Genomic DNA, 24,646 nt, shown 5'->3' with positions numbered 1-24,646 from the left:
ACAAAATTACAGATATTATTTTAACTAACAGTGTTAATTATTGAACACAACAAAGCTCTTTTGTATTCTGATGAAAATAATTAAATTGCAGTCTAAGTTTTTATTATGCTTACAAAAGAACAAATTGCCAAAAGAATTTCAAAAGAACTGAAAGATCGTTATTATGTAAACCTGGGGATAGGAATTCCTACTTTGGTTGCCAACTATGTTCCGGAAGGGATCTCTGTAGAATTTCAGAGTGAAAACGGAGTTTTGGGGATGGGCCCCTTCCCTTTTGAAGGTGAAGAAGATGCTGATATCATCAATGCCGGAAAACAAACCATTACTATTTTAGAGGGAGGTTCGTTCTTCGATTCTGCTTTTAGTTTCGGAATGATCCGCGGTCAGAAGGTAGATCTTACTATTCTGGGTGCTATGGAAGTTTCAGAAAACGGAGATATTGCCAACTGGAAAATTCCGGGAAAAATGGTAAAAGGAATGGGTGGCGCTATGGACCTGGTAGCTTCTGCTGAAAATATTATTGTTGCGATGATGCACGTAAACAAAGCAGGAGAAAGCAAAATTCTTAAAAAATGTACACTTCCTCTGACAGGAGTAAACTGTGTGAAGAAAGTAGTTACAGAATTAGCTGTACTGGATGTTACCCCACAAGGTTTCAAACTGGTTGAAAGAGCTCCGGGTGTATCGGTTGAAGATATTATCAAGGCTACAGAAGCAGATCTGATCATTGAAGGTGAAATTCCTGAAATGCAATTCTAAAATATTATAAAGAAAGGTTGTTTCAGCAGTGAAACAACCTTTTTTATTACATTGAGATTTTCTTTATCTTTATTTATTTAATAAAATCATAAAGCGCACTGAAAAATTGAGGATAGACTTCAATATGAGGCAAATGCCCTACATTTTCAATTTCTACCAGTTTTGATCCTGTAATTTCGCGCTGGGTCTTTTTTCCCAATTCCTGATACTGCCCCATTTTCGGTTGAAGCTCTTTCGGCGCCCTATCTTTACCAATTGCCGTTCTGTCTCTCGTTCCAATGATGAGTAAGGTGGGTGCTTTTATATTTTTAAATTCATAACAAACCGGCTGATTGTAGATCATGTCGGAAGTAAGAGCAGCATCCCATGCCACTTGTGGGTAATCTTTATGGAGCGTCCAACCGGCAATTAGATCCAGCCAGGGCTGATATTCTTCTTTCCAATGATTATCGTAATAGAATTTCAGCTGGTAATTTTTATAGGTTTCCGCTGTATTTTTAAGCTCAGACTGATACGCCTGATCAATAGTCTGATATCCTGCAAAAGTCTTATAATCTTCCAACCCTATTGGGTTTTCCAGAATCAGTTTTTGAACTTTTTCCGGAAATAGCAGGGTAAATCTGGTTGCTACCATCCCTCCCATGGAATGTCCCAAAACAATTGCTTTATCTATTTGTAATTCATCCAAGACAGCTTTCGTATTTTCAGCAAGTTGAGAAAATGAAAATTGATAGCTATGAGGTTTTGAGGATTTTCCAAAGCCAATCTGATCCGGAATAACTACCCTAAATCCTTTATCTGACAAATCTTTAGCAGTTTTTTGCCAATATGCTCCATTAAAGTTTTTTCCATGGAGAAGCATTATGGTTTTTCCGTTTGGTTTTTGAGGCTTTACATCCATATAAGCCATTTTCAGATCATTATCCTGAGATTTTATATTAAGAAAATGAACTTCATAAGGATACTGATAATCAGACAACATTGCATCCAAAGGTTTTACCTGTGAAGACATATATGTAGATGCAGCAAGGGTAAAAACCGTTATGAGACTTCTGAAGTATTTCATGAAATTTTATTTTAGATTCTTAAAATTAAAAAAACCGCTCCAAAAGGAACGGCTTTCAATTGATATTTTTATTTAAATATTATTTTTTTACGATAATTCTGCTATTGTTGCTTCTTTTTCTTTTTTGGAAGGAAGATTCATTAGAACGATAGCAAAAAGGATGAGTACAATCCCTACCCATTGTATTAAAACTACTTTTTCACCTAATAAAACAAAGGCCATCGTTACGGAAACCGGAAGTTCTAAAGATGAAACAATACTTCCCAATCCTAATCCGGCATTCGGGAAACCGATATTAAATAAAACCGGCGGAATAATGGTTCCAAACAATGCCAGAACTGCTCCATACGTCCAGAATATTGAATAGTTGAACGAGTGAATATGCTCTGTATTTTCTGTAAAGTTTAAATAAAATGACTTCAAACCATCAAAATACATAGGTCCTATCTGAGCAAAGAATAAAAATGCAAAAATCACGATTGAACCTCCTACCAGCATAATAATACTCTTTCTGAAAACAGGGAGATGAGTAGCCAGCGTATTGGATGTAAACATTGTCAGTGTATATGAAGCAGCTGCCATCAATCCCCAAAATACACCATGCCAATCCAGTTCGATTTCCATATTAATAAGATTGGTTGCCAGAACGGTTCCCAACAATACGATCACTACAGAAATGACTTTTCTTACATTGGGCAGCTTTCTCGTGATAATACTTTCTACCACAACACTAAACCACACCGATTGCATCAGTAAAACAATAGCAATAGAAACATTGATATACTGGACCGCTATATAATAAAACAAACTGGTACCCCCTAATGAAGTTCCGGCTAAGATCAGCATTCTTACTTCTTTTGAGCTAGGTAAAGACAATTTTTGCTTTGCAGTTAACGTTTGAATAAAATTCAGGATCAAAAGTCCTGTGAGACCTAATACGAATTGAGAGGTAGTTACTTCCGAAGTGGTAAACCCATCATGGTAAGCCATTTTCACGAAAGTGGCCAACATACCATATATACTAGCTCCAATTCCTACAAATAAAACACCTTTTAGTATATTTTTCTTCTTCATAATTTTTTTAACAGCCTGCAAAGGTACAACATATAAATTAAATCGTTTCAAGGTATAATGGTAAATAAAATCGCCACAAGCTTTGCTTGTGGCGATTTTTAAAATAGATTATATAAATCCCTTATTTTTTTACAATTACTTTTGAAGCTGCTTCAAAACCAAGTCCTTTTATTTTTACCATATAGGTACCATTAACCAGATTGGTTGTAGAAACCGCTTTTTTAGCATCAGTAGAAATTTTATCTTCTGAAGAAATCAACTTTCCAGACATGTCATAAAGCTCTAGGCTTACTTTCCCAATAGTATTGTTTGGGAAACTGATGAAGAATTCATCTTTGGCAGGGTTTGGATAGATAGAGATTTTACTATCTTTAGCAGAACTTACTTCGTTGGTAGACAGTAAACATTCTGCCGGTACAGTAAAGTCCTGCACCTGATCGTTAATATTATTTTTAACTCCTGCTGAAGCGTTCACACCTAATCCTCTTTTTGCAAAGACATTCCAAATCATACATTTATCTACTCCTGCAGTTGTATTTAATTCCGCTGCTAATATGGCATCTCGTCCTTCGATGAAGCTAGGGTTACATACCTGAAGTTTCAATGCATTTGTAACAAGTTGCAATACTCTTGTGCTTCCATTGGTTGTATTTGCCAATACATCTGAAGAATATCCATATTTTTCAACATACTTCCAGTGAAGATCCCACAGCATCGTTGCCCAAACGAAACCTATAGAGTGTACATCGGTAACCAATGATCCATTGCTCATAAATTCCATTCCATTAGTGTTTCCGTACGTGAAGCCATTCACAGTAAAGTTCGGTGAATATTTTGCAGGTCTGATACCAGCACCACTAGTTGCCTGCCCTATTGCATAAGTACCAATACCTCTTGCTACTGAAGCGTCATCTCCTGGTTTGTTAGTCAGCATCAATGCAAAGAAATCTGACCATCCTTCTCCCATTTGCTCTTTACTTACATTGGTATTTAAACATGCTGCTCCCGTACCTGTAAGTCTATTTGAAATTCCGTGGCCGTATTCATGAGCTACGATACCGTTATCAAAACTTCCGTCCGGAGTCATATTGGCCTTCAGGGTAACATTTACGTTTGTACTTGCGGCAAGCTGAGTTTTTATATATTCTCCTTCCGTATTGGCTATAAGTACAGAAGGAATTGTAATGGTAGGATCTGATCCGGACATATTACTCAACGTCGAACCATTTACTGAGTTGTTATAAACAATTGCGGCTATAGCTCCTGCATCCTGAAGATTTTTTACTTTAACAGTAAAAGAACATGTTCCTCTTTCAACCAAACCTATTTTTTCTGTTAGAGAATTTGCTGGTAAAGCTGTACATCCATCCAGGACTGTAGAAAGTTTTACATCTCCTGTTATCCCATTTAAAGGCAATGAGTTTCCGAACAATGCAACACCAGCTCCTGGTGTACGAGAAACCGCTGCTGTGGGTGCATTATAATAAAATACACGGCCTACAGGAGACCAAAGATACATTTGCATCTTACCGTTATAACCATCCTGTGGTGAAGAGAAGTTCGCATTGTTTGATCCGCTTCCGTCCTGTGCCTCAGCATATACAGAATCGTCATCAACACCTCCTTTTCCAAAATTGTTTTGCTGGAAGTTTCTTGCCGTCTCTGTAAATCCAAATTGATAGAAAATGTCATGCATTTTATTGTTCATATAGAACAAGTTTGTAATCGCTGCATTTCTATTATTAAGAGGTGTCTCGTTAATATTGAACGGGAAGTCGAAATTTCTTGCTGCCCCACCATCTGCTGGTGCCCCGGTAAGATAAGACGGAGGAGTAAGAGCTGTTCCTGCAGCATCTTCATACGCGAATACGTTGTTTCCTCTAGTAATAGTATAGTGATCTATTCCATCAGAATGCCATCCTTCCGGAGAAGCATTTAACAACCAAGGATTGGTAACAAGTGATCTGGATCCGAAAGTCGCGGCTTCAATTGGTAAAGGAAATACATTATAGGTTGCATTATCCGGCGAGAACATAGCTGCATTATTCTGCACTATTCTGTTCTGAGGGCCAATAAGCGTATTTTCGAAATGATCAGAGTGGTTATGTGTAGCATCTGAAGAATATGCATCATCATGGAAGTTACATGATAATGTCAGATTATTTTTGGATAGGATATTTCCATTATTGGCATCCACCAAGATATTCCAATAATTTGGAGATTTTGGTTCTTCCAAAGTGTATTCGTAGGCAAGACGAAGGTTTCCACCTTCATCGCTTGTATAGACTAATCTTTGGTTGGCTGAAGTAGATCTCTGTTTAGTTTTTTCAAGATATCCAAGAATGGTAAAATTTGCAATATCAGAATTTTTCAGTTCTTCGGCAATCTTCTTTAAAGCCGTTGACTTAGTGATTACAGCAGTACCTGGAGTAGAGCTTGTATAATTTTTCACAAAATTATCTGTATAGTAAACAATCTTGTTGTCTTTAATAAGTGCTGTACCAACAGAATTGTATACCGGTAAGCCATTAAACGTTTGTAAAAATTTCACAACGTTACCATTCAGTGATTTTGAAGGATCTACATTATCTATGATGATATTATTAAGATCGGACTTCTTATATTCTCTTATTTTATTTTGAGAAATATAATCTTTAATCAGCTTTTCATTATCTTGTCCAAACAATACAGTTGGAAAAGCAGAAAAAACCGCAAACAAAAGAGGTAGAGTTCTATTTTTCATATCCATTATTAAAGTCGCTAATCTACAAATATTTCACAATATACAACCCATTACAATTCAATAAAATTCAAAAATAAACAAATACAAATGTAAAATAACTCCAATTTTACAGTTACATATTTCTCAACCTAGAGAACTCGTAATTCATTTTACACGGTTAATCCTACTCTTAACAATCGTTAACATTATTTTAATTTCTTTTTATTTGAAAAAAATACTCATAAAAAAACTGCCCAAAAGAGCAGTTCGACATTTTACTTATTTTTTAATAATTTTCTCTGAATACTTTTCATTTTTATCTGTAATGAAGTAAACAATATACACTCCTTCTTTTCGGGAACTTATATTGATGTCCAATTCTTTTTCTTTGTTTACCGCTTTCGTATACATTACATTTCCTGTCACATCTCTGATCTCTAATTTTCCTGTTTCAATATCTTTGCTCAGAATAACCTTAAAGATTCCGTTATTAGGATTAGGTGTCACGGTAAACATTTTTTCTTTCAAAGTTGGTTTCGCAGCTCTTAAATGCGGACATTTCATTGTAATATCATAATCAAAGAACGGATAGTTGTTCCAACTATAGGCAATCTCATACTGTCCATTATAAAGGTAAACCATAGAGAGTTTAAACTTCTGTTCTCCTGTTGCACCTCCATTCACTGCTCCGTCAAAATCCGAAGGCTGAGGATAATAAGACACAAAGTTTCCAGGACCAAATGATGGAGTGAACGGTATAGGAAATACGGTTCCATTCTGTAAACCTATCAGTTCTAGCTTGAAATGTACTAAGGTAGCTCCGGGTGGAAGATAATAATATCCTCCAATACCTGACGTCTGCCCTATACACTCTCCCGGTTCATATCTGAAGTTCAACGTTCCCATTCCATTGGAACTGCATATATTCCCTGCAAGGTTTTGCCAGTAATCCATTTCTGGCTGCCCTACACTGAATCCGTTAGGTCTGCTATAATATAATCTTGGTAGTGTACCGAAATCAGGGTCTAAAGTATTAGGCTCCAACCCTCCTGTATATGAACCTCCTGCACTTGCAATAGAAGCAGCTGCTCCTACCGCCAGATTATTTGTATTGGTATGAATCATTGTAAATTGCGCTCCCATTTCTTTAAACTTTACAGCAGTTTCAAAAGCAATAGGATTACTATAGCCTGTATTGTTATAATTTACCAGATAAGACCCGTTAGCTCCCCCTGAGTTTCTTTCAGCATCTGTAAACACCACAAACTTTAAAGGCTGCATATTCCCCAAAGAGGTTTGAGGGCTTACAATATCAGTACCTCCTGTTCCATTTAAAGCGTTCGCAACTAAATTAAGAGATTCATTAAAAAGATCCCCAAAATCAAGGCGTCTTTCAAAATTTTGAGCTGTAAATCCGTCATTGGTAAAATCAGATTCAATATAAATTAAAGCTTTACCCTGCCCACTGGTATCACCATATATTCCGGTTCCGTATTGTACAACGGCAACTCTGTTTTTTGTATTACATGCTAAAAGCTGCTCCATCAATTTAATAGCTCCTCTTTTCATATTAGCATATTCAGCAGTGGTGATGGAGTTTCCATTATCCAGCATAATAATGTAGTCGTTCCCTTGCGCTTTAAGACCGCTCCATGACATCATGAATGCCAAAAGGAAAAATAAAAATGTTTTTTTCATAGTTACTATTTTAAATTCAGTCGCCTAAAAATAACATTTTTTCTTAATCAAGTGAAATATTTTAATAAAATTAAAAATAACACATAAATATTTTAATTATAAATAAGAATTCAAGATAAAAAATATACCCTTTGAAAATTCAAAAGGTATATGATGATTCATTAATTTCTGTCAGACTATTCTGTAAAATCGCTTTTAACACATTCAATTCCAGTATCAATTCTTTTATAGATTAATTAAACGAATTCCTGAATTCTAAGGGAGTCATTCCTGTTTTCAATTTAAATAGTCTACTGAAATACTGCGGATATTCAAATCCAAGATTGTAAGCAATTTCGCTTACTGAAGCCTCAGATGTTAATAAATTTTCTTTGGCATATTCAATCAATTGATACTGTATCAGTTCTTTGGCATTTTTACCTGTTTCTCTTTTTATCAGATCACTAAAATATTTGGCAGAGAGAAACACTTTACCTGCAAAATACTGAACAGATGGAAGCCCTTCAGTTTTTAATTTACCACTATTGAAGTAGTCTTTCAGCAATCTTTCAAATTTTGCAACGATATCAGTATTTGATGATTTCCGTGTGATAAACTGTCTGTCATAGAATCTTGTACAGTAATTTAACAAAACTTCTATCAAAGAAACAAGTATGGCCTGGCTATGCAAATCTATATTCGTATGAAGCTCTTTTTCAATATTTGAGAGACATTCTGAAAGGATTTCTTTTTCAGAGCCGGACAGATGAAGTGCTTCATTGGCCTGATATTCAAAAAATGAATAGGAGGAAATTTTTCTTGATAAAGAATAACCATTAAATAAATCAGGATGAATAAACAGTCCCCATCCTGACATATTTTCTGTCTCCTCCTCTTCCTGTTCCATTTCAAGGACTTGATTGGGAGCCAGACATATTAGACTTCCATCTTGAAAATCAACTATTTTTCTTCCATATTTCAAATTGTTTTTATTGATATCTTTAAATATCAGGCAATAGAAACTTGCGGAAACCCTGGTATAATCTTCAATAAAATTCTTAACCCAACGAAAATCTATAACCGCCACCAAAGGATGGAAAACCTGGGACGACTTCAATCCGAAAAATGAATATATATCCGTAACCGATGTTAAATTTACTACAGAACTCATTGTAAAAAGAATATTATGAATAGATTATTATGTTTATTATAGTCCGAATTGTTTTTTGATTTCTTTTATAAACGCATCATCTCCTAAAGCTTGTCGGTTTTCTATAATCATCTTTGCATCTTCCCCTGCTATATACCGAAGTTTATCTGTTCCATCGGTAGCTGCTTCATAAATAACGTCCGCTACCATCGTTGCCTCTGAGGCATTTTCAAACATTACTTTTACATTGCCCATCAATTTATTTACCAGATCCTGATATTCAATGATGGTTTCATCGTTTTGCAAATCCAAAGATCTGCCTGCAAATTCGGTTGCAATGGTTCCGGGTTCAATAATCTTCATTTTACCACCGAATTGTTCCAGCTCAAAGTTTAATGCTTCCGATATCCCTTCTACTGCAAATTTAGAACCATGATATAATGCTCCAAAAGGCAATGTCATTTTTCCTGCCATGGATGAGATATTGATGATCATCCCATTTTTATTTTTTCTAAAGTGGGGAATTAAAGCTTTGCTTACCTCTAATAAACCGATCACATTGGTGTTGAACTGTCGAACAACCTGCTCTTTAGAAAATGCTTCTAACGGACCATAAGCTCCATATCCTGCGTTATTCAACAAAACATCAACATTACCAAATTCTGCAATACCTATACGTATGGCATCACTAATAGATTGATCATCTGTAACATCCAACTTTGTCACCAAAACACGTTCAAGGTTTTTAAGTTCAGTTTCAGCTTCCGGATTTCTCATGGTTGCAATGACATTCCAGTTTTTACTTTGAAATAGTTTGGCGGTTGCTTTTCCTATGCCTGAACTGGCACCTGTAATTAAGATTGTATTTCTCATTTTTATTTAAATTAATGAGGCAAAGTTCTTCATTTATAAGGCGTCAGAAAGTATACATTTAGTATGAATTTGTATACAAATTCCGGTTTATGAAAGCAGATGTAAGGTACAAAAACAGACCTGAATATTTTTACTTGTGGTAAAATACCATGAAGTGAACATAAAAAAAGCCGCTCATTTGAGCGGCTTAGTATTGATAAAATGATCCAAGGATTATTTACCTTCTTCCATTTTTCTTTTTAATTCTGCTAATGCATCGATATCTCCAAGAGTAGATCTTTCTTCGTTGTTAGAAGAAGAAGAAACGTTTCTAGAAGAAGATTCTTTTACGTTTTTCTTTTCTTCGTCTCTGAAGATCCCTGTGTGAGAAACTACAACTCTCTTGAATTCTTTGTTGAATTCAATTACTTTGAATTGAGCATCTTCACCTTTCTTGATTTTAGATCCATCTTCTTTCTCTAATAATCTTGAAGGGCAGAAAGCTTCAACCTCAGCATCTTCGAATTGTACAGAAGCTCCTTTATCGTGAACTTCTACAGCTTTACCAGCGTGGATAGTTCCTTCAGCATATTTAGTTTCGAATTTATCCCATGGGTTTTCAGTCAATTGCTTGTGACCTAGAGATAGTCTTCTAGCTTGGATATCTAGCTCAAGAACTACAACGTCTAATTTATCACCTACTGCACAGAACTCAGATGGGTGCTTGATTTTCTTAGTCCAAGAAAGATCAGAGATGTAGATTAATCCGTCGATACCTTCTTCTAACTCTACGAATACACCAAAGTTAGTGAAGTTTCTTACAGTTCCTACATGCTGAGATCCTACTGGATACTTAGCTTCGATGTTTTCCCATGGATCTTTAGATAATTGCTTGATACCAAGAGAAATTTTTCTTTCTTCTCTGTCTAAAGTTAATACTTCAGCTTCTACTTCATCACCTACTTTTACGAAATCTCCAGCAGATCTTAAGTGAGTAGACCAAGACATTTCAGAAACGTGGATTAATCCTTCAACACCTGGAGCGATTTCTACGAATGCACCATAGTCAGCAAGAACTACTACTTTTCCTTTTACTTTGTCTCCTACTTTTAAGTCAGCAGAAAGAGCATCCCAAGGATGAGCTTCTAATTGCTTCATACCTAATTGGATTCTTGTTTTCTCATCATCGAAATCAAGGATTACAACTTTTACAGTTTGTCCGTCCTCAAGGATTTCAGATGGGTGGTTCACTCTAGACCAAGAAAGGTCTGTAATGTGGATCAATCCATCTACACCTCCTAAGTCAATGAATACACCGTAAGAAGTGATGTTCTTAACAGTTCCTTCAAGAACCTGACCTTTTTCAAGTTGAGCGATGATTTCTTTTTTCTGACCTTCGATATCTGCTTCGATCAATGCTTTGTGAGATACAACTACGTTTTTGAACTCAGGGTTGATTTTCACAACTTTGAACTCCATAGTCTTTCCTACGAACTGATCGTAATCTTTAATTGGCTTAACGTCAATTTGAGAACCTGGTAAGAATGCTTCGATTCCGTGAACGTCAACGATCATACCACCTTTAGTTCTAGATTTAACAAAACCGTTAACGATTTCTCCAGTTTCGTGAAGTTCGTTTACTTTATCCCAAGCTTTAAGCGTTCTTGCTTTTCTGTGAGATAACTGTAATTGTCCAGTTTTGTCTTCTCTCTTGTCAACCATTACTTCTACCTCATCACCTACTTTTAGGCCTTGGTTGTAACGGAATTCGTTTAGAGAGATAACACCTTCAGATTTGAAGTTGATGTCTACGATAGCTTCTTTGTCAGTTAATCTTACAACTTTACCAACTAAAACGTCGTTATCGTCTAGGTTGTTTAAAGATCCGTTGTAGATTTCTTCTAAATCGCTTTTTTCTTTTCTCGCATCTGCATCAAGACCTGATTCGAAAGAATCCCAATCAAATTGTTCTGGTGCTACGTTTTGGTTTAATAAAACCTCTGCTGAATTTGTCTCTTTTGACATTTTCTAATAAAAATTTGTATTCCTTCTTTTTTAACGGTTTGAATAAATGCGGATTAAAAAATACGGAAGTAATTAATTGTAAGTAATTTACTCTTCAAACCTTTTCGCCACAAAAGTGGGTGCAAAGATATGAATTTTATTTAAAACAAACAATAGATCTTCTTGGATAAATTTCATCTCCAAACAACTGATTATCAATCTTAAAATTAAGATTAAAAAGAGGTAAGAATTTAAAAATTGAAAGACACGGAAATGAGATCACATCAGTCTGCAAAAGTTTTTTCAAGGGCTTCTTCAAACTCTTTTTCAGTTTCATGGTTATAGAATGGTACTGCAGTGATTAAATAATGGTCGGTATGAATGGTAATGGTTTTCTTTTCATCACCTAAGTTTCGTAAAAAATCATCTTTCCATTTATCATAATCAAGCAGGTGGGTTCCTTTTGGCTCTATGAAAACCTGATAAGTAAGTTCTTTATCTTTCTTCTGGCTGCAAAACAGGATAAAATCCGGTTCAAAAGCACGGCCCAGTTTATCAAAGATCTTCACTTCTCTTTCATTACGAATCAGATGAATTTCCTGAAATTTCTGCTTCAGTGCTTTAAATCGTCTGGAAAACAATTCTACAAATCTTTTTTCTTCATTAGTTCCATAGTTGGCATTATAAACGTACCAAGGTTCTTCCGAAACCAACTTCTCCTGTCCTTTTGCTCTTTCACTGTTTTTTTTAACCCTGATTTCTTTATCTCTGAAAACCTTGTGAATAGGTTCTGCCTGGAAAGAGGAACCTTCGTAATCCGGAACATTATGTTTAATACTAACTTCTATGTTTTGGAGCAACGCATTCAGTGCCTGGAGATAGTCAAAATGTGAAATAATCTGAAGACGCTCTTGAGTTCCGTAGAATATGATTTCTATTCCGCCCAAATATTTCTCATCCTCTATAAAATCCCAGATAGATGCTATATTGGGAAAATATCGCGAAAGGTTATTAAAATAATAAAAAGGATTCCGGCTTACAGCGTATCTGATAACGTGTTTCTGAATCTGCTTGATTTTGATCCCCACAGATTTTCTGCCTTCATCGGCTAGATCATAGTTTTCTGCTTCGGAAAAAATATGGGAAGTCCTTCCGTTTCCCGAAGAAAGCTGATAACTGAACTTAGGCTTCATAATTCCTAAATCTTCAAAAGATTTTACCCGGGCAAAACTTTTAGATATTTTCTTGTTAGAAAAAACAACTCCATTCTTGTAAAGGTTTGTGCTTTTAAAGGTCGTTTTTAGTTTTAATTGCTTCGTTTCAAGATCGGCGTCATCTTCATATATTCCGGAGTCTGCCAATGCTTTTTTAAGTTCTGAGATATAGCGGCTATCTTCTTTGGTATGATAATACAATTCTTCTAAAATTTTCAGATCATTGGAAATGTCATTATCATATTTCCTTATAAATTTATCTTCATCTTCTTTTACGGTAAAAGGATAATATCTCGCTCCGCGGCCAATTAACTGGGCTTCGGAAAGCGTTGTTTTTCCAGGTTTGTTATCTTTTCCATCGCGATCTTCATACAGTCTTACAATGTCAAAAAGATTTAAAACATCCCAACCTTCATTGAGTTTCTGAACCGCAAATATGGCGCGGATCGGGTTATTTTCATCTTCTAATGTATTAAGCAATACCTGATTTTTTTCCGCTTCCATATCATTATTGGCACTTAAACAATTTTCTTCCTTGAAATTGGCCTGTATTCGTTTTACAATATCATCATTTGAAATATTCTTACTTTCAAAAAATCCAAAAGCTTTTTGAATAACAGAAACGGCAGAGGTTTTTCTTATCTTTTCTACCATTGTTTCAGAAAATTCGTCTATCAGTTTATGGAAGTTTTCTTTATTCTGCTCAGATTCTTTGATGGTTTTCTTCGCTTTGAAAAGAATAACAGGTTTCAGATTCACATGGTGAACGGCGGCTAATTCCTGACGGTATAAATTAAGAATCAATGCCTGAATTATCCTTTCTCTTTCATCATACATGGAACGGACAAGATTGATTTCCTTGGAAAATTTATCCATTCTGAACTGGGCCAAATCATATTTATAAATCACTTTGTCTTTGTACTTCTCTGTAATTTCCCGACTTTCATAATCCAAAGTGGCAGTGAATTCCAGCAGGATATTTTCGTAATTCTGATGAAGAATCTCCAAAACAGTTTCCTCCCAGCTTCCAAAGAGATTTCCGCTTTTTGTGCCGCTATTCAGGTGATGCGCTTCATCGGCAATCAGAACTATGTTTTTGTCCTGAAAGTCCTCATAGGTAATGCTGTTTTCTTTAGTATTGTTTAAATCAATATGAAGCTGCTGGATCGTAGTAAATTTGATATTGATATTTTCATGATCGGCTTCATCAAAGTTATCAATCTCTTTCAAAAAAACTTCTTTACCATTGATAACAATCTTTGTATTAAACAAATATTTGGAGGTATGAACATTAAGAAAGTTATCTTTCGTCTTTTGAATAATATTATTACTGTTAACAAAAAACAGAAAGTTACGATATCCTTTTTCATACAAATGAAGCATTAACCCGCCCATTACCATTGTTTTCCCACTTCCTGTTGCCATATTATAAAGAAGATGCAAAGGTTTTTTAGGTTTACCGTCAAAATCTTCCCGTTCTGTATATAAATAACGTTTGAATGCTTCTTCCTGATAAGGACGAATGCCAAATTTCAGATTGTCGGTGATGCCATTCGGTAAAGTAACTTCCGCTAAAGCCTTACGTGCAAACGGATTATTGAAAATTTCGTGTAAAAATGCCATTGGGTTAGTTTTTAAGTTGATAAAATTCTCTCGTTACTTTTTCTTCTTCAGCTGTACATTCAAAATTTTTGTCATTCAACGAAGAAAGGTTAACGTATAGCTGATTCTTATCCAACAGCTCACAAAGATGTTGTTTTTGTTCCTGTAGGCTTAACATTTTAAAATCTTCAATGTGCTGCTCCTGCTTTTGAATATCAACATTATAATTCAGGAAAGATTTGGCTTTCATCTCTTCCCAAATCTGAAGAAGAGCTTTCTCATCTTTTGCGTTTTCTATTTTTTCTATGAAAGTTTGATTGTATTTTTTGAGTTCGAGGTAGGTAAAGGAGCCGCCGCCTTGCCAGTTGAGAGATTTTGAGATACCGCCTTGTTCTCCATCAATCACTTTTTTCAAGCGCTCTACAGCAACAGTTTCTATATAATCCATTTGCTCTATTCCGATATACTGACGATTCATTTTGTGAGCTGTCGAAGCTGTGGTTCCGCTGCCGAGATGGTAATCGAGAATGATATCAGTTTCCAATGTGGATATTTCAATTAATTTTGCTATTAATTGTTCTGGCTTAGGGTAAGCAAATACTTTAGTTTTAAAAATATCTTGAAGATTTTTCGTTCCTTGTCCAGAGAATGATTCGCTGATCCATGAATTAAAAACTATTTGCTTTGTTCCATCTTTTTCATATATTTTTTCATACAATTCTTTTCTACCATCTTTTTCCATTAATATTACTTCATTAGCCTCAATTGACTTTTGAAGTTTGGCTTCGCTCCACCTCCAACAACCTTCAGTCCCGTCAGGAAGAATAGGAAAAATAGTTTCATTATTAAATTCTATTCCATAGTATAAATTTGGTCTATCAATTCTCCTACTATTACTTCCCCATTTTCTGATTAATTGAATTTTATATTTTCCTTTTTCATCCTTTAATGAATAACTAGAGAGATCTTCAACCGTAGTCTTAAAAATCTCTAATTCAGAAATATTTCTCGAGAAACAAATAATTGTCTCATGAATCTGAGCGATAAATTTACTATCCTGTCTTCCTCCTCTACCTTTCCAAACAATATTGCTTACAAAATTTTCTCTTATAAAAATTTCGTCCATTAATATTTTTAGATATGCTTGTTCGTTATCATCGCATTGCACAAAAATCAATCCGTCACTTCTTAATAAATCTCTTGCGATAGTTAATCTATTCTTCATAAAACTCAACCAAGTAGAATGATTAAAACTATCATTATATTTAAATCCGTCATTTCCCGTATTATAAGGCGGATCTATATAAATCAGTTTCACTTTCCCTGCAAATTCTTTTTTCAGAGAATGCAATGCCAGAAGATTATTGCCTTTAATAATCAGATTATCAGTAATGGTTCCGTTTTCGTTTCTGTTAAATTGATCAAAAGCGTGCTCTCCATCTTTGTCAAATCGTTTAGCATTCGTCAGGACTTTTGGATCAAGAAGTTCCGTAATTTCATCCTGCGCCAATGTTTCATTAAAGAAAATCTCTTCTCTTTTATCTTCTTCACGGCTTTGACCGCCTTCCAAAACACAATCTTTAAATGGCCACACCAACGATACTTCATTGCGCTGTTTCAGGTTTTTGCCATCAATCGTTAGACCAACTTTATTTTTAAACTGAGTATAACTGTCGTTCAGATAATTTTTCTGTTCAAGAAACTGAATGAAAAGATTTTGCTTAAAGACCAAAACATCTTTTACGGTCATGAAAAATTTTTCTTTCAGATCCGGATCTTCCAATAATAATCCGATGAGTTCTTCATCCAGGTTTTGTGCTTTATTCAGGACAACCCATTTTTTCACCTCTCCATTATCGGAAACATAATTCGGTTCTTTTTTAATTTGGCTTTCAAGAGTTTGATAAAGTTTCATGGTAATATGTTTTTATTGCCTCAAATTTATTGTCCTTGAGGTCTATCCAGTTACGGTTTCCCATAATTCAAGTGAGGCATGAGATTCTCAAACGGAACAATCAGAACCCTCCCCCCTCACAACACCTACTCTAAAACCCTCCAATTCTAAAACACGCCACCCATCTAAAATCATTACCTTTGCACCATGGAATTAGAATCAATCTATCAAAAGCTGCAGATTCAGGATATGAATCAGATGCAGAAATCTACTTATAAAGCGACAGAAAACAGTCAGGATGTTGTTTTACTTTCCCCTACAGGTTCAGGAAAAACGCTTGCCTTTTTATTTCCGGTTCTTAGGAATCTTAAAAAGAATGTGCAGGGAGTTCAGGCCTTGATATTGGTTCCCGCACGTGAACTGGCTTTACAGATTGAGCAGGTTTTTAAAGCAATGGGAACAGATTTTAAAGTATCTGTATGCTATGGTGGGCATGATAAAAAGATTGAAGTCAATAATTTAATTGAAGCTCCGGCAGTTTTAATCGGGACACCGGGAAGAGTAACTTATCATGTGAGAAATAATAATTTTGATCCTAAAACAATCAAAACATTGGTTCTTGATGAATTTGATAAGGCTCTGGAACTAGGTTTCCATGATGATATGGAGTTTATTTCTAATTCTTTAAAAGGACTTTCCCAAAGAATTTTAACTTCTGCAACAGCAATGGATGAAGTTCCCGCTTTTACAGGATTAAAGGATGAGAAAGTGATCAGTTTTCTGAAAGAAAATGATGTAAAACCAGATCTCCAATTGAGAAAGGTAATGACTATTTCTGAAGAAAAGCTGGACACACTCTTCAATCTCATTTGTAAAATTGGAAACAAAAGAACACTTATCTTCTGTAATCACCGTGATGCTGTAGACCGTATATCTGAGCTTCTTCATCAGATGGGAATCGATAGAGAAACTTTTCATGGCGGCATGGAGCAGGACGAAAGAGAACGTGCTTTGCTGAAGTTCAGAAATGATTCTGCGAGAATCCTTATCACCACAGATTTAGCTGCGCGAGGACTTGATATTCCTGAAGTGGAATCTATTGTTCATTATCAATTGCCTCCTAAAGAAGACGCATTTATCCACAGAAACGGACGTACTGCCAGAATGAACGCCAAAGGTTTTGTATACCTTATCATGACTGAAGATGAAAACTTTCCGTTTATTAAACATAATACTCCCGAAGAAAGTGTTGCAGGGTTTACCAAAGTTCCTCAAAAAACACCATTCCAGACGATCTATATCAGTGCCGGAAAAAAGGATAAGGTGAATAAAGTAGATATCGTAGGATATCTGCTTAAAAAAGGAGAATTACAGAAAGAAGATGTTGGTGTTATTGAAGTAAAAGATACCACCTCTTATGTTGCTGTTTCCCGAAACAAAGTAAATACTCTGTTGAGAAAGCTGCAAAATGAAAAACTTAAAGGTAAAAAGGTGAAAATGGAGATTGCTTATTAAGATAACAAGCCTAATAATTATTATATTGCCCCGAATAAACGAACCAATTGATTTGTTTATTCGGGGCAAAAATTTTACTTTATTCCTCTTACTCTCGTTGGAAATGTGTATACTGACTTTGATGCAGTAATAAAGAGTATATCATTATTTTTTCCGCCAAAGGTAACATTGGATGTCCATTTTTCAGGAATAGCAATATGATAAATTTTCTTTCCGGATCGATTGAAAACGTGTACTCCGTCTCCGGTTAAATAAAGATTTCCATGTTTATCCAATTCCATTCCGTCAGATCCCATTTCGCAGAACAGTTTTTTCTCAGAAAGCTTGCCTTCACCCAAAATATCATAAACGTAAGTTTTTCCAGCATCAATGTCCGATACATAGAGCTTTTTCAGCTTTTCACTTCCTGCAATTCCGTTGGGCTGGGTAAAAGTTTCCAATTTGGATATTCTCCCTTCTTTACTTCTGTAATAAAGGCTTTTGTTGGGTATTTCCTGTTTGAAATTCACCCAATAATCTCTTTCGTAAAGAGGATCTGTAAAGTACATTCCTCCCAACCCGTCGTTCCAAACATCATTAGGACCGTTGAGTCTTTTTCCTTCAAATCCTTTGAATAAAACCTCTACTTTTTTATCTTTTGAAATTTTCCACATTTCTCCCTGATCATCAGAACAGGTAATCAGATAATCGTCTTTATCAAAGTGAGTTCCGTTGGCTCTTCCTGTTTTATTCAAAAACTCGATAATACGGTTGGTTTTCCAGTCCCAGTAATAAATTTTATCATTAGGCTGATCTGTAAAATAAACATTTCCTTCTTTATCTGCAGAGGGCCCCTCTGTAAAACTAAACTGGTCCGAAACCTTCTCCGGCTTTACACCTTCATAAAACATTTTACTACTATTTACTGATTGACAGTTTACTAATGCTAAAACCAAACCAATCATTCCTATTTTCCAGATATTCTTCATGCCATACTTTTAAAGACTGCAATTTACAATATGCTTCATCGGATTCAAAATATTTTCTCATTTTGATACATTATAATTCATACAAACAAAATGTCCGAATTGTACTATTTTGGAAGTAGATCATATTAGGAGCCGGGCAATATATTACGGAGCTTTGCAGTAACGGAATCAACAGATTTTTTTCCGTCAAACAAAGGCTGAAAAATAAAACTGATCCGGATAAGAAATATTACTAAAATACTTTTATAGTCTATTATAATGAGTGCAGAGTCCAACAATATCAAATCTTTAGAAATTGAAAATGAAGATTTCAGAAATTCAGTAGGAACCATGGATGAAACGGGAAAAAGAAAATGGATTTTCCCAAGAAAGCCTAAAGGAAAATATACCAATTATAGGAATTATACCAGCTATTTTCTTCTTGCCTTATTTTTCGGATTGCCTTTCGTCACGATCAACAATAATCCTTTTTTACTGATTAATGTGATCGACAGGAAATTCTTTATTCTCGGTCAGCCTTTTTACCTTCAGGATTTCTTTATTTTAGCATTAGGTGCTGTTACTTCCGTGATATTTGTAATGCTTTTCACTGTAGTATTCGGAAGAATATTCTGTGGCTGGCTTTGCCCGCAAACGCTTTTTATGGAGATGGTTTTCCGTAAAATCGAATATTGGATTGAAGGTGACAGAAATAAGCAGATGAAGCTGGACAGACAGGAATGGGATGCTGAGAAAATCAGAAAAAGAGTAACAAAATGGTCTGTTTTCCTATTTATTTCATTGGTTATTTCTCACTTCATGTTCATGTACATTGTTGGATATAAGGAGGTTTTCCGAATTATGAGCGAAGGACCGGCAGAACATTCCCTGAAATTTATCACCATGATCTTTTTCACGATGACCTTCTATTTCGTTTTTGCATGGCTTCGTGAGCAGGTGTGTACCTTGGTCTGTCCTTACGGAAGATTACAGGGAGTACTGATCGACAAGCAGACCATCAATGTATATTATGATTTTAAAAGAGGGGAAGGACGAGCAAAATGGAGAAATAATGAAGACCGAAAAGTGGCAGGAAAAGGTGACTGTATCGATTGTAACCAATGTGTGGTAGTATGCCCAACAGGAATTGATATCAGAAACGGTCAACAGCTGGAATGCGTAAACTGTACTGCCTGTATAGATGCCTGTGACGAGGTAATGGAAAAAGTAGGTTTACCGAAGGGACTTGTTCGTTATGCTACAGAATCGGAGATTGAGAATCAGGAAAAATTCAAATTTACGTCAAGAATGAAGGCCACAACCGTTATACTTGCTCTTCTGATCGGATTCCTTGGATTTTTGATGTATGACCGTGGTTCTATGGAAGCAAAATTCATTAAACCTGCAGGATCTACTTTCTTCATCAAAGATGGTAAAATCACCAATACTTTCATTTATACTTTACTGAATAAATCTAATGAGAAAAAAATACTGACCATTAAAGTAATGACACCAGCTCATGCAGAGATTACTTATTTCGGTTCTGAAAAAATTATTCTGAAAGGAGACGAAATCCTGAAAGGAAACATCAATATTTCTTTCCCTGAGGAAGATATTAAGTTCTCAAAACAAAATATGGTGATTGGAGTTTTCAATGAAAAAGGAGAACTTGTAGATTCGTTTGAAACTACTTTTGAAGGGCCATTCAAGTTAGCTTTATAGATAATAGGAATAGGTTGCAGGGATTAGGAAAAGTAGTTGAGATTCCCTTAATTTCCATCCTCCGGAGGGGTGGCAAAAATTCTTAGAATTTTTGACGGGGTGGTTTACAACAATCTTCCTTTTTTCTACCATCCTTCCCAAACTTTAAACAAGAAACCATAAACATTAAACTCATTAAGCCTTATATTTCCTCATAAACTGAGTAGGGGTCATTCCGGAGCTTTTCCGGAATACTCTTACAAAGTAGGAATATTCTTCGTATCCCAGCCTCAGTGAAATCTCAACCAGGCTTTCATCCAGATACATCAACATCCTTTTGGCTTCCAGCACTACTCTTTCTGTAATCACATCTGTAGCTGTTTTCTGAACGACAGTTTGCACAATTCTATTTAAATGTTTAGAGGAAATCCCAAGCAGCGAGGCATAATAGGCAATAGATTTCTGTTCGGTAAAATGCTGTTCAATCAAATTCTCAAAATCCTGATAATGTTTAAAATAGGAAAGTCCGCCCGCTGAAGCCAATGTATCAAAATCTTTTGAAAACAAGCGGGTTGAGTTGATAAAAATTCTGGACATCAATGACAAGATCATTCCCTCTTTCATAATATTTTTAGATAAATGCTCCTGCCCCAGCTCCTGAAAAAGAGTAACTGTTGTTTTCAGATCTTCCGTATTCAGCTGTAATTTTCTTGGAAATGATACTGAACCGAAAAAAGGAAAATTTCTCAGTTTCTGATTAACATAATGCATTTCGTAAAATTCCTGAGAGCAGAAAAAAATATATCCTTCAATATCTTCTGAAAGCTCCCAGCTGTGAATCTGCCCGGGTGAAAGAAAAAAAAGACTTCCTTCAGTCACTTCATATTTCTGAAAATCAATTTCGTGTACTCCAACCCCATTGGTAAAAAGAACGGCAGCGTAAAAATCATGTCTGTGTGGCTTCTCAATATGGCTATGCCCCACTACCAGATGGTTTTTCATTGTGTTAAAATAAAAATCCGAGGTAGTTTTACCTTTCTGAAAAAGATCGATATGGAGAACTGAGATTGGATTCATCAACTAAATATTAGAAAAAACAGCATTAAGAGATATCATTCTTTAATGTCTTACAAATTTAGAAAAAAGAGAGGTTTATCTCTGTCTTTTTGAAACAATTTCACCATGAATCTACCTGTAAAAATTATCTTAGAAAATGAATAATATCAGGGTCTGAGCACTCTTTTAAAGATATATTTGGGTGAATCTTTAAAAAATTTTTATCTTTGAAGTTTAGGAGTTGTAAAATGAAAATAAATTTACCTGATAAGCTGTATTATTCTATAGGAGAAGTTGCGAAAGCATTTGATGTAAACACTTCATTAATACGTTATTGGGAACAGGAATTCCCTATTATCAAGCCTAAAAAAAATAAAAAAGGCAACCGATATTTCACTCCTGAAGATATCAAAAATCTACAGATGATCTATCATCTCGTAAAAGAAAAGGGATATACACTAGACGGAGCCCGAGTAGCTTTAACAACCAACAGCAAGATTTCCGAAACTATTACCATTATCGATCGCCTTGAATTTGTAAAAGCAGAGTTGATAAAACTGAAAGAGTCTTTGGGAGATCCTGAATAGGATTTTAAAGTTATTGCTAAACTCCATTTTCTTTAAATAATTCTACATTGTACGCTCAATACATATAATTTTAAAACAATTATATAAAATTTTCATACCAATTTTAAGCACTTCATTACCAGCTATTGCCATGCTTTGTTTTTATTAATATGTTTACTCTATGATGAGAAAAAACTATTACCAAAAACTGGCTTTTATGGTCACGCTTTTGACCATTCTATTGATCTATCAGAAATATACGAGTAAGGAAAAAGAGCCTTTTCCTGATATAAAATTCATTGCAGCATCCTCTACATCTACCCATCTGCTAAGCTTTGATCCTAATTCTCTGGATGAAACCCAGTGGCAAAAATTAGGATTTTCCGAGAAGCAAACTTCCACCATCCTTAAATACAAAAAAATAGTGGGTGGATATTTTACTTCGAAAGAACAGCTGAAAAAATGTTATGCCATTTCTGAAGAAAAATTTAATGAACTGGAGTCGTTTATTGTACTTCCCGAAACAGCTGAAAAGAGCTTTTCAAAGACATTTAAAAATATAAAGAAAGAGATTAGCATCACAGGGAAATTCAATCCGGATAGATATTCTGTAGACGAATGGATGAAAATAGGATTCAGTGAAAAGCAAAGTGAAGCCATATTAAAATATAAAAATTATTTGGGAGGAAGCTTTATCAGCAAAGAGAAATTCAGAGATTGTTTTATTATTTCCGCAGAAAATTACCAAAAACTTGAACCTTATTTGTTGTTGCCTGAAAAAACTCCGGATAATTTCAAAAAAATGGCTGGAAATACGATGGGGAAAGCAAAGATTCAATATCATTATTTTGATCCCAATCAGTTAGACAAAGAGGGTTGGATGATGTTTGGATTTTCAGAAAAGCAGGCTAATACTATTGTAAATTACCGTGACCGGAATTTAAAAGGAAGTTTCAAAAATCTGGAAGAACTTGAAAAGTGTTTTGTGATTTCCTCTGAAAAGTTTCAGGAAATGAAGCCTTATATTAAACTCAACACTGTTTCTACCAAAAGAGAAGACATAAAACAAGAGAAAACAGATTTCTCTAAAATAGATCTGAATGCAGTTACATTCAAACAGCTTATAGAATTCGGATTGGATGAGAGAAGTGCCGGCTCTATGATTGGCTTCAGAAAAAAGCTTGGCGGCTTCGTCAATAAGCAACAAATATTGGATACTTATAATATTGATAAAGAAATTGTACAGAAATTAATTTCAATGGCACCGCTGGATCCTTCAGGAGTTCCAAAGTATACCTTAACAGAAGCGCCAGAAGAATGGCTAAAGAATCACCCTTATTTCAAGTATTCTGCAGATAAGATTATCTACTACCGCATCAGCAATCCTGACGACAGAAAAATATGGAAGTTCCTAAAATTAAAGCCCGAATATGAGGAAAGGATGAGATGGTATACAAAATAACTGAAAAGTGGAAGGTTAAAAATGAAGAACTTACTTGCATTAAGCTATAAACTTCAACTTTTAACTTTCCACTTTTACTTCTTATACTGTTTTACTGGAATCGGTAAGCAATGTATTCAGCGTATTAAATTCTTCTTCTGTAAGATCTCTCCATTTTCCGATGGGAAGATCCAGTTTAATATTCATAATGCGGATCCTTTTCAGCTTTTTCACCTCATATCCAAGGTGTTCGCACATTCTTCGGATCTGTCTATTGAGCCCTTGCGTAAGAATAATTCTGAAATTCATTTCATCAATTTTTTCTACCTCACACTTTTTGGTCACGGTATCCAGAATAGGAACTCCGTTTCTCATTTTTTCAAGAAATCTTGGCGTAATCGGTTTGTCTACCCGTACCAAATATTCTTTTTCGTGATTATTTCTTGCTCTAAGAATTTTATTTACAATATCACCATCACTGGTTAAAAGAATCAACCCTTCACTGGGTTTATCCAGCCTTCCGATTGGAAAGATTCTTTTCGGATGATTGATATAGTCTACGATATTGTTTTTTTCACGTTTTGTATCGGTAGTACAAACAATTCCTACCGGTTTGTTGAAAGCAATATATACAGGCTTTTCCTGAGGTTCGCGAATGGGTTTTCCATCGACTTCTACAAGATCTTCATCAGAAACTTTGGTTCCCATTTCAGGAATTTTTCCATTAATTTTGATTCTGCCTTCTTCCAGCAATTTATCGGCTGCTCTTCTAGAACAGTATCCTACTTCTGATAAATATTTATTGATACGTGTCTTTTCCATTAGTCTATCCCGTAACCGGTATAATTTTTATTACTAAATATTGTAATTCCATAGCTCAATCCTATGAACGCTCCATTGTCACCATTTTTCAGGTGATGGGATTCAAAAACCAAACCTCCTTCCTGGCTTAATCTTTTTGAATAAGAAACCTGCATTCCAATTTTTCCTCCCCAAAATTCTGTATCTGAAACGGCAGAACGATTAAGCTGTTTTCCATAATTAAGATCTATGAAAAAAGGGCGGTCACCAGGTGAAAAAATGATTTTCGGCTGAATAACCCAATAGATCAGATGATAATTGTCCTGAGCAAAGCTATATTTGAATCCTGTTCCTATCGCAAAATTAGGAAGAAAATGATATCCTCCTATCGCCGTCATTCCATAGGTAAATTTACCGAATAATGGCTTCGGTTCAATATATTGCGAATGGGAACTTTCATTTTTCTTATTAATATTAAAACCTACATTGAGAGAGGGATTAAAATAAAAATCCATTTTCGGTTTTTTCTGTTCCGTATCCTGAGCAAATACCCTACACAATGCCAATACTGTAAGGAGCATGGATAATTTTGTTTTCATGGTATT

The 24,646-nt window shown here is 35.2% G+C and carries 18 protein-coding genes; 5 read left to right on the top strand and 13 right to left on the bottom strand.

Going from position 1 to position 24,646, the window contains the following annotated elements; translation table 11 throughout:
- The first annotated feature begins 105 nt into the window (after positions 1-105).
- Positions 106-759 carry a CoA transferase subunit B gene (locus ACL9RH_RS01220; RefSeq protein WP_034695353.1) on the top strand — a complete coding sequence of 218 codons (654 nt, stop codon included), beginning with the start codon at positions 106-108 and terminating at the stop codon, positions 757-759.
- Between the two features lie 73 nt (positions 760-832).
- On the opposite strand, the gene ACL9RH_RS01215 is transcribed toward ACL9RH_RS01220, so the two are convergent.
- From ACL9RH_RS01215 to ACL9RH_RS01175, 9 genes are all read right to left on the bottom strand, one after another.
- Positions 833-1,825, bottom strand: a complete 993-nt coding sequence (locus ACL9RH_RS01215; protein WP_422691503.1) for an alpha/beta fold hydrolase — start codon at positions 1,823-1,825, stop codon at positions 833-835.
- Positions 1,826-1,912: 87 nt separating this feature from the next.
- Complete coding sequence (locus tag ACL9RH_RS01210; RefSeq protein ID WP_422691502.1) at positions 1,913-2,899, bottom strand: EamA family transporter; 987 nt, start codon at positions 2,897-2,899, stop codon at positions 1,913-1,915.
- 121 nt (positions 2,900-3,020) lie between these two features.
- The gene (locus tag ACL9RH_RS01205) at positions 3,021-5,642 is read right to left on the bottom strand and encodes a T9SS-dependent M36 family metallopeptidase (protein WP_422691501.1); all 2,622 of its coding nucleotides are present in this window, start codon (positions 5,640-5,642) and stop codon (positions 3,021-3,023) included.
- 258 nt (positions 5,643-5,900) lie between these two features.
- Positions 5,901-7,319: a T9SS type A sorting domain-containing protein gene (locus tag ACL9RH_RS01200; protein WP_422691500.1), complete on the bottom strand. Its 1,419-nt coding sequence runs from the start codon at positions 7,317-7,319 to the stop codon at positions 5,901-5,903.
- Between the two features lie 232 nt (positions 7,320-7,551).
- On the bottom strand, positions 7,552-8,469 hold the full coding sequence (locus ACL9RH_RS01195) for a helix-turn-helix domain-containing protein (RefSeq protein ID WP_422691499.1): 918 nt from the start codon (positions 8,467-8,469) through the stop codon (positions 7,552-7,554).
- 36 nt (positions 8,470-8,505) lie between these two features.
- Entirely contained in the window at positions 8,506-9,321 is an 816-nt protein-coding gene (locus tag ACL9RH_RS01190; protein WP_422691498.1) for an SDR family oxidoreductase, read from the bottom strand.
- Between the two features lie 213 nt (positions 9,322-9,534).
- On the bottom strand, positions 9,535-11,325 hold the full coding sequence (gene rpsA / locus ACL9RH_RS01185; protein WP_149834761.1) for a 30S ribosomal protein S1: 1,791 nt from the start codon (positions 11,323-11,325) through the stop codon (positions 9,535-9,537).
- A 263-nt stretch (positions 11,326-11,588) separates the two neighbouring features.
- Positions 11,589-14,141, bottom strand: coding sequence for a DEAD/DEAH box helicase family protein (locus tag ACL9RH_RS01180; RefSeq protein WP_422691497.1), 2,553 nt, complete (start codon positions 14,139-14,141; stop codon positions 11,589-11,591).
- A gap of 4 nt (positions 14,142-14,145) precedes the next feature.
- On the bottom strand, positions 14,146-16,035 hold the full coding sequence (locus ACL9RH_RS01175) for a DNA methyltransferase (protein WP_422691496.1): 1,890 nt from the start codon (positions 16,033-16,035) through the stop codon (positions 14,146-14,148).
- Between the two features lie 186 nt (positions 16,036-16,221).
- Between ACL9RH_RS01175 and ACL9RH_RS01170 the strand changes: the two genes are divergently transcribed.
- Positions 16,222-17,529, top strand: coding sequence for a DEAD/DEAH box helicase (locus tag ACL9RH_RS01170; RefSeq protein WP_422691495.1), 1,308 nt, complete (start codon positions 16,222-16,224; stop codon positions 17,527-17,529).
- Positions 17,530-17,603: 74 nt separating this feature from the next.
- Here ACL9RH_RS01170 and ACL9RH_RS01165 read toward each other — a convergent pair whose 3' ends face one another.
- Positions 17,604-18,497: an SMP-30/gluconolactonase/LRE family protein gene (locus tag ACL9RH_RS01165; protein WP_422691494.1), complete on the bottom strand. Its 894-nt coding sequence runs from the start codon at positions 18,495-18,497 to the stop codon at positions 17,604-17,606.
- A gap of 258 nt (positions 18,498-18,755) precedes the next feature.
- Between ACL9RH_RS01165 and ccoG the strand changes: the two genes are divergently transcribed.
- A complete protein-coding gene (ccoG, locus tag ACL9RH_RS01160; protein ID WP_422691493.1) occupies positions 18,756-20,198 on the top strand; it encodes a cytochrome c oxidase accessory protein CcoG in 1,443 nt (480 codons plus the stop codon).
- Positions 20,199-20,372: 174 nt separating this feature from the next.
- Here ccoG and ACL9RH_RS01155 read toward each other — a convergent pair whose 3' ends face one another.
- Positions 20,373-21,254, bottom strand: a complete 882-nt coding sequence (locus tag ACL9RH_RS01155; RefSeq protein WP_422691492.1) for an AraC family transcriptional regulator — start codon at positions 21,252-21,254, stop codon at positions 20,373-20,375.
- Positions 21,255-21,481: 227 nt separating this feature from the next.
- Between ACL9RH_RS01155 and ACL9RH_RS01150 the strand changes: the two genes are divergently transcribed.
- Together ACL9RH_RS01150 and ACL9RH_RS01145 are read left to right on the top strand one after the other, a co-directional pair.
- Positions 21,482-21,820, top strand: coding sequence for a MerR family transcriptional regulator (locus ACL9RH_RS01150; RefSeq protein ID WP_422691491.1), 339 nt, complete (start codon positions 21,482-21,484; stop codon positions 21,818-21,820).
- A gap of 196 nt (positions 21,821-22,016) precedes the next feature.
- A complete protein-coding gene (locus ACL9RH_RS01145; protein WP_422691490.1) occupies positions 22,017-23,261 on the top strand; it encodes a hypothetical protein in 1,245 nt (414 codons plus the stop codon).
- Positions 23,262-23,342: 81 nt separating this feature from the next.
- Here ACL9RH_RS01145 and rluF read toward each other — a convergent pair whose 3' ends face one another.
- Entirely contained in the window at positions 23,343-24,062 is a 720-nt protein-coding gene (gene rluF, locus ACL9RH_RS01140) for a 23S rRNA pseudouridine(2604) synthase RluF (protein WP_422691489.1), read from the bottom strand.
- The gene (locus ACL9RH_RS01135; protein WP_422691488.1) at positions 24,062-24,640 is read right to left on the bottom strand and encodes a hypothetical protein; all 579 of its coding nucleotides are present in this window, start codon (positions 24,638-24,640) and stop codon (positions 24,062-24,064) included. Before ACL9RH_RS01135 ends, rluF begins: the two co-directional genes overlap by 1 nt.
- Positions 24,641-24,646 lie beyond the last annotated feature (6 nt).

The sequence above is a fragment of the Chryseobacterium sp. Mn2064 genome (assembly GCF_049319685.1).
Classification (GTDB): Bacteria; Bacteroidota; Bacteroidia; order Flavobacteriales; family Weeksellaceae; genus Chryseobacterium.
This window is presented reverse-complemented; position numbering and strand designations above follow the sequence as displayed.

Bases quoted from the DNA above. Each gene is read 5' to 3' on its own strand.
- rpsA (WP_149834761.1), bottom strand. From the start codon at position 11,325: ATGTCAAAAGAGACAAATTCAGCAGAGGTTTTATTAAACCAAAACGTA.
- ACL9RH_RS01155 (WP_422691492.1), bottom strand. From the start codon at position 21,254: ATGAATCCAATCTCAGTTCTCCATATCGATCTTTTTCAGAAAGGTAAA.
- ACL9RH_RS01220 (WP_034695353.1), top strand. From the start codon at position 106: ATGCTTACAAAAGAACAAATTGCCAAAAGAATTTCAAAAGAACTGAAA.
- ACL9RH_RS01175 (WP_422691496.1), bottom strand. From the start codon at position 16,035: ATGAAACTTTATCAAACTCTTGAAAGCCAAATTAAAAAAGAACCGAAT.
- ACL9RH_RS01150 (WP_422691491.1), top strand. From the start codon at position 21,482: ATGAAAATAAATTTACCTGATAAGCTGTATTATTCTATAGGAGAAGTT.
- ACL9RH_RS01165 (WP_422691494.1), bottom strand. From the start codon at position 18,497: ATGAAGAATATCTGGAAAATAGGAATGATTGGTTTGGTTTTAGCATTA.
- ACL9RH_RS01170 (WP_422691495.1), top strand. From the start codon at position 16,222: ATGGAATTAGAATCAATCTATCAAAAGCTGCAGATTCAGGATATGAAT.
- ACL9RH_RS01215 (WP_422691503.1), bottom strand. From the start codon at position 1,825: ATGAAATACTTCAGAAGTCTCATAACGGTTTTTACCCTTGCTGCATCT.
- ccoG (WP_422691493.1), top strand. From the start codon at position 18,756: ATGAGTGCAGAGTCCAACAATATCAAATCTTTAGAAATTGAAAATGAA.
- ACL9RH_RS01210 (WP_422691502.1), bottom strand. From the start codon at position 2,899: ATGAAGAAGAAAAATATACTAAAAGGTGTTTTATTTGTAGGAATTGGA.
- ACL9RH_RS01195 (WP_422691499.1), bottom strand. From the start codon at position 8,469: ATGAGTTCTGTAGTAAATTTAACATCGGTTACGGATATATATTCATTT.
- ACL9RH_RS01200 (WP_422691500.1), bottom strand. From the start codon at position 7,319: ATGAAAAAAACATTTTTATTTTTCCTTTTGGCATTCATGATGTCATGG.
- ACL9RH_RS01190 (WP_422691498.1), bottom strand. From the start codon at position 9,321: ATGAGAAATACAATCTTAATTACAGGTGCCAGTTCAGGCATAGGAAAA.
- ACL9RH_RS01205 (WP_422691501.1), bottom strand. From the start codon at position 5,642: ATGAAAAATAGAACTCTACCTCTTTTGTTTGCGGTTTTTTCTGCTTTT.
- ACL9RH_RS01135 (WP_422691488.1), bottom strand. From the start codon at position 24,640: ATGAAAACAAAATTATCCATGCTCCTTACAGTATTGGCATTGTGTAGG.
- ACL9RH_RS01180 (WP_422691497.1), bottom strand. From the start codon at position 14,141: ATGGCATTTTTACACGAAATTTTCAATAATCCGTTTGCACGTAAGGCT.
- rluF (WP_422691489.1), bottom strand. From the start codon at position 24,062: ATGGAAAAGACACGTATCAATAAATATTTATCAGAAGTAGGATACTGT.
- ACL9RH_RS01145 (WP_422691490.1), top strand. From the start codon at position 22,017: ATGGTCACGCTTTTGACCATTCTATTGATCTATCAGAAATATACGAGT.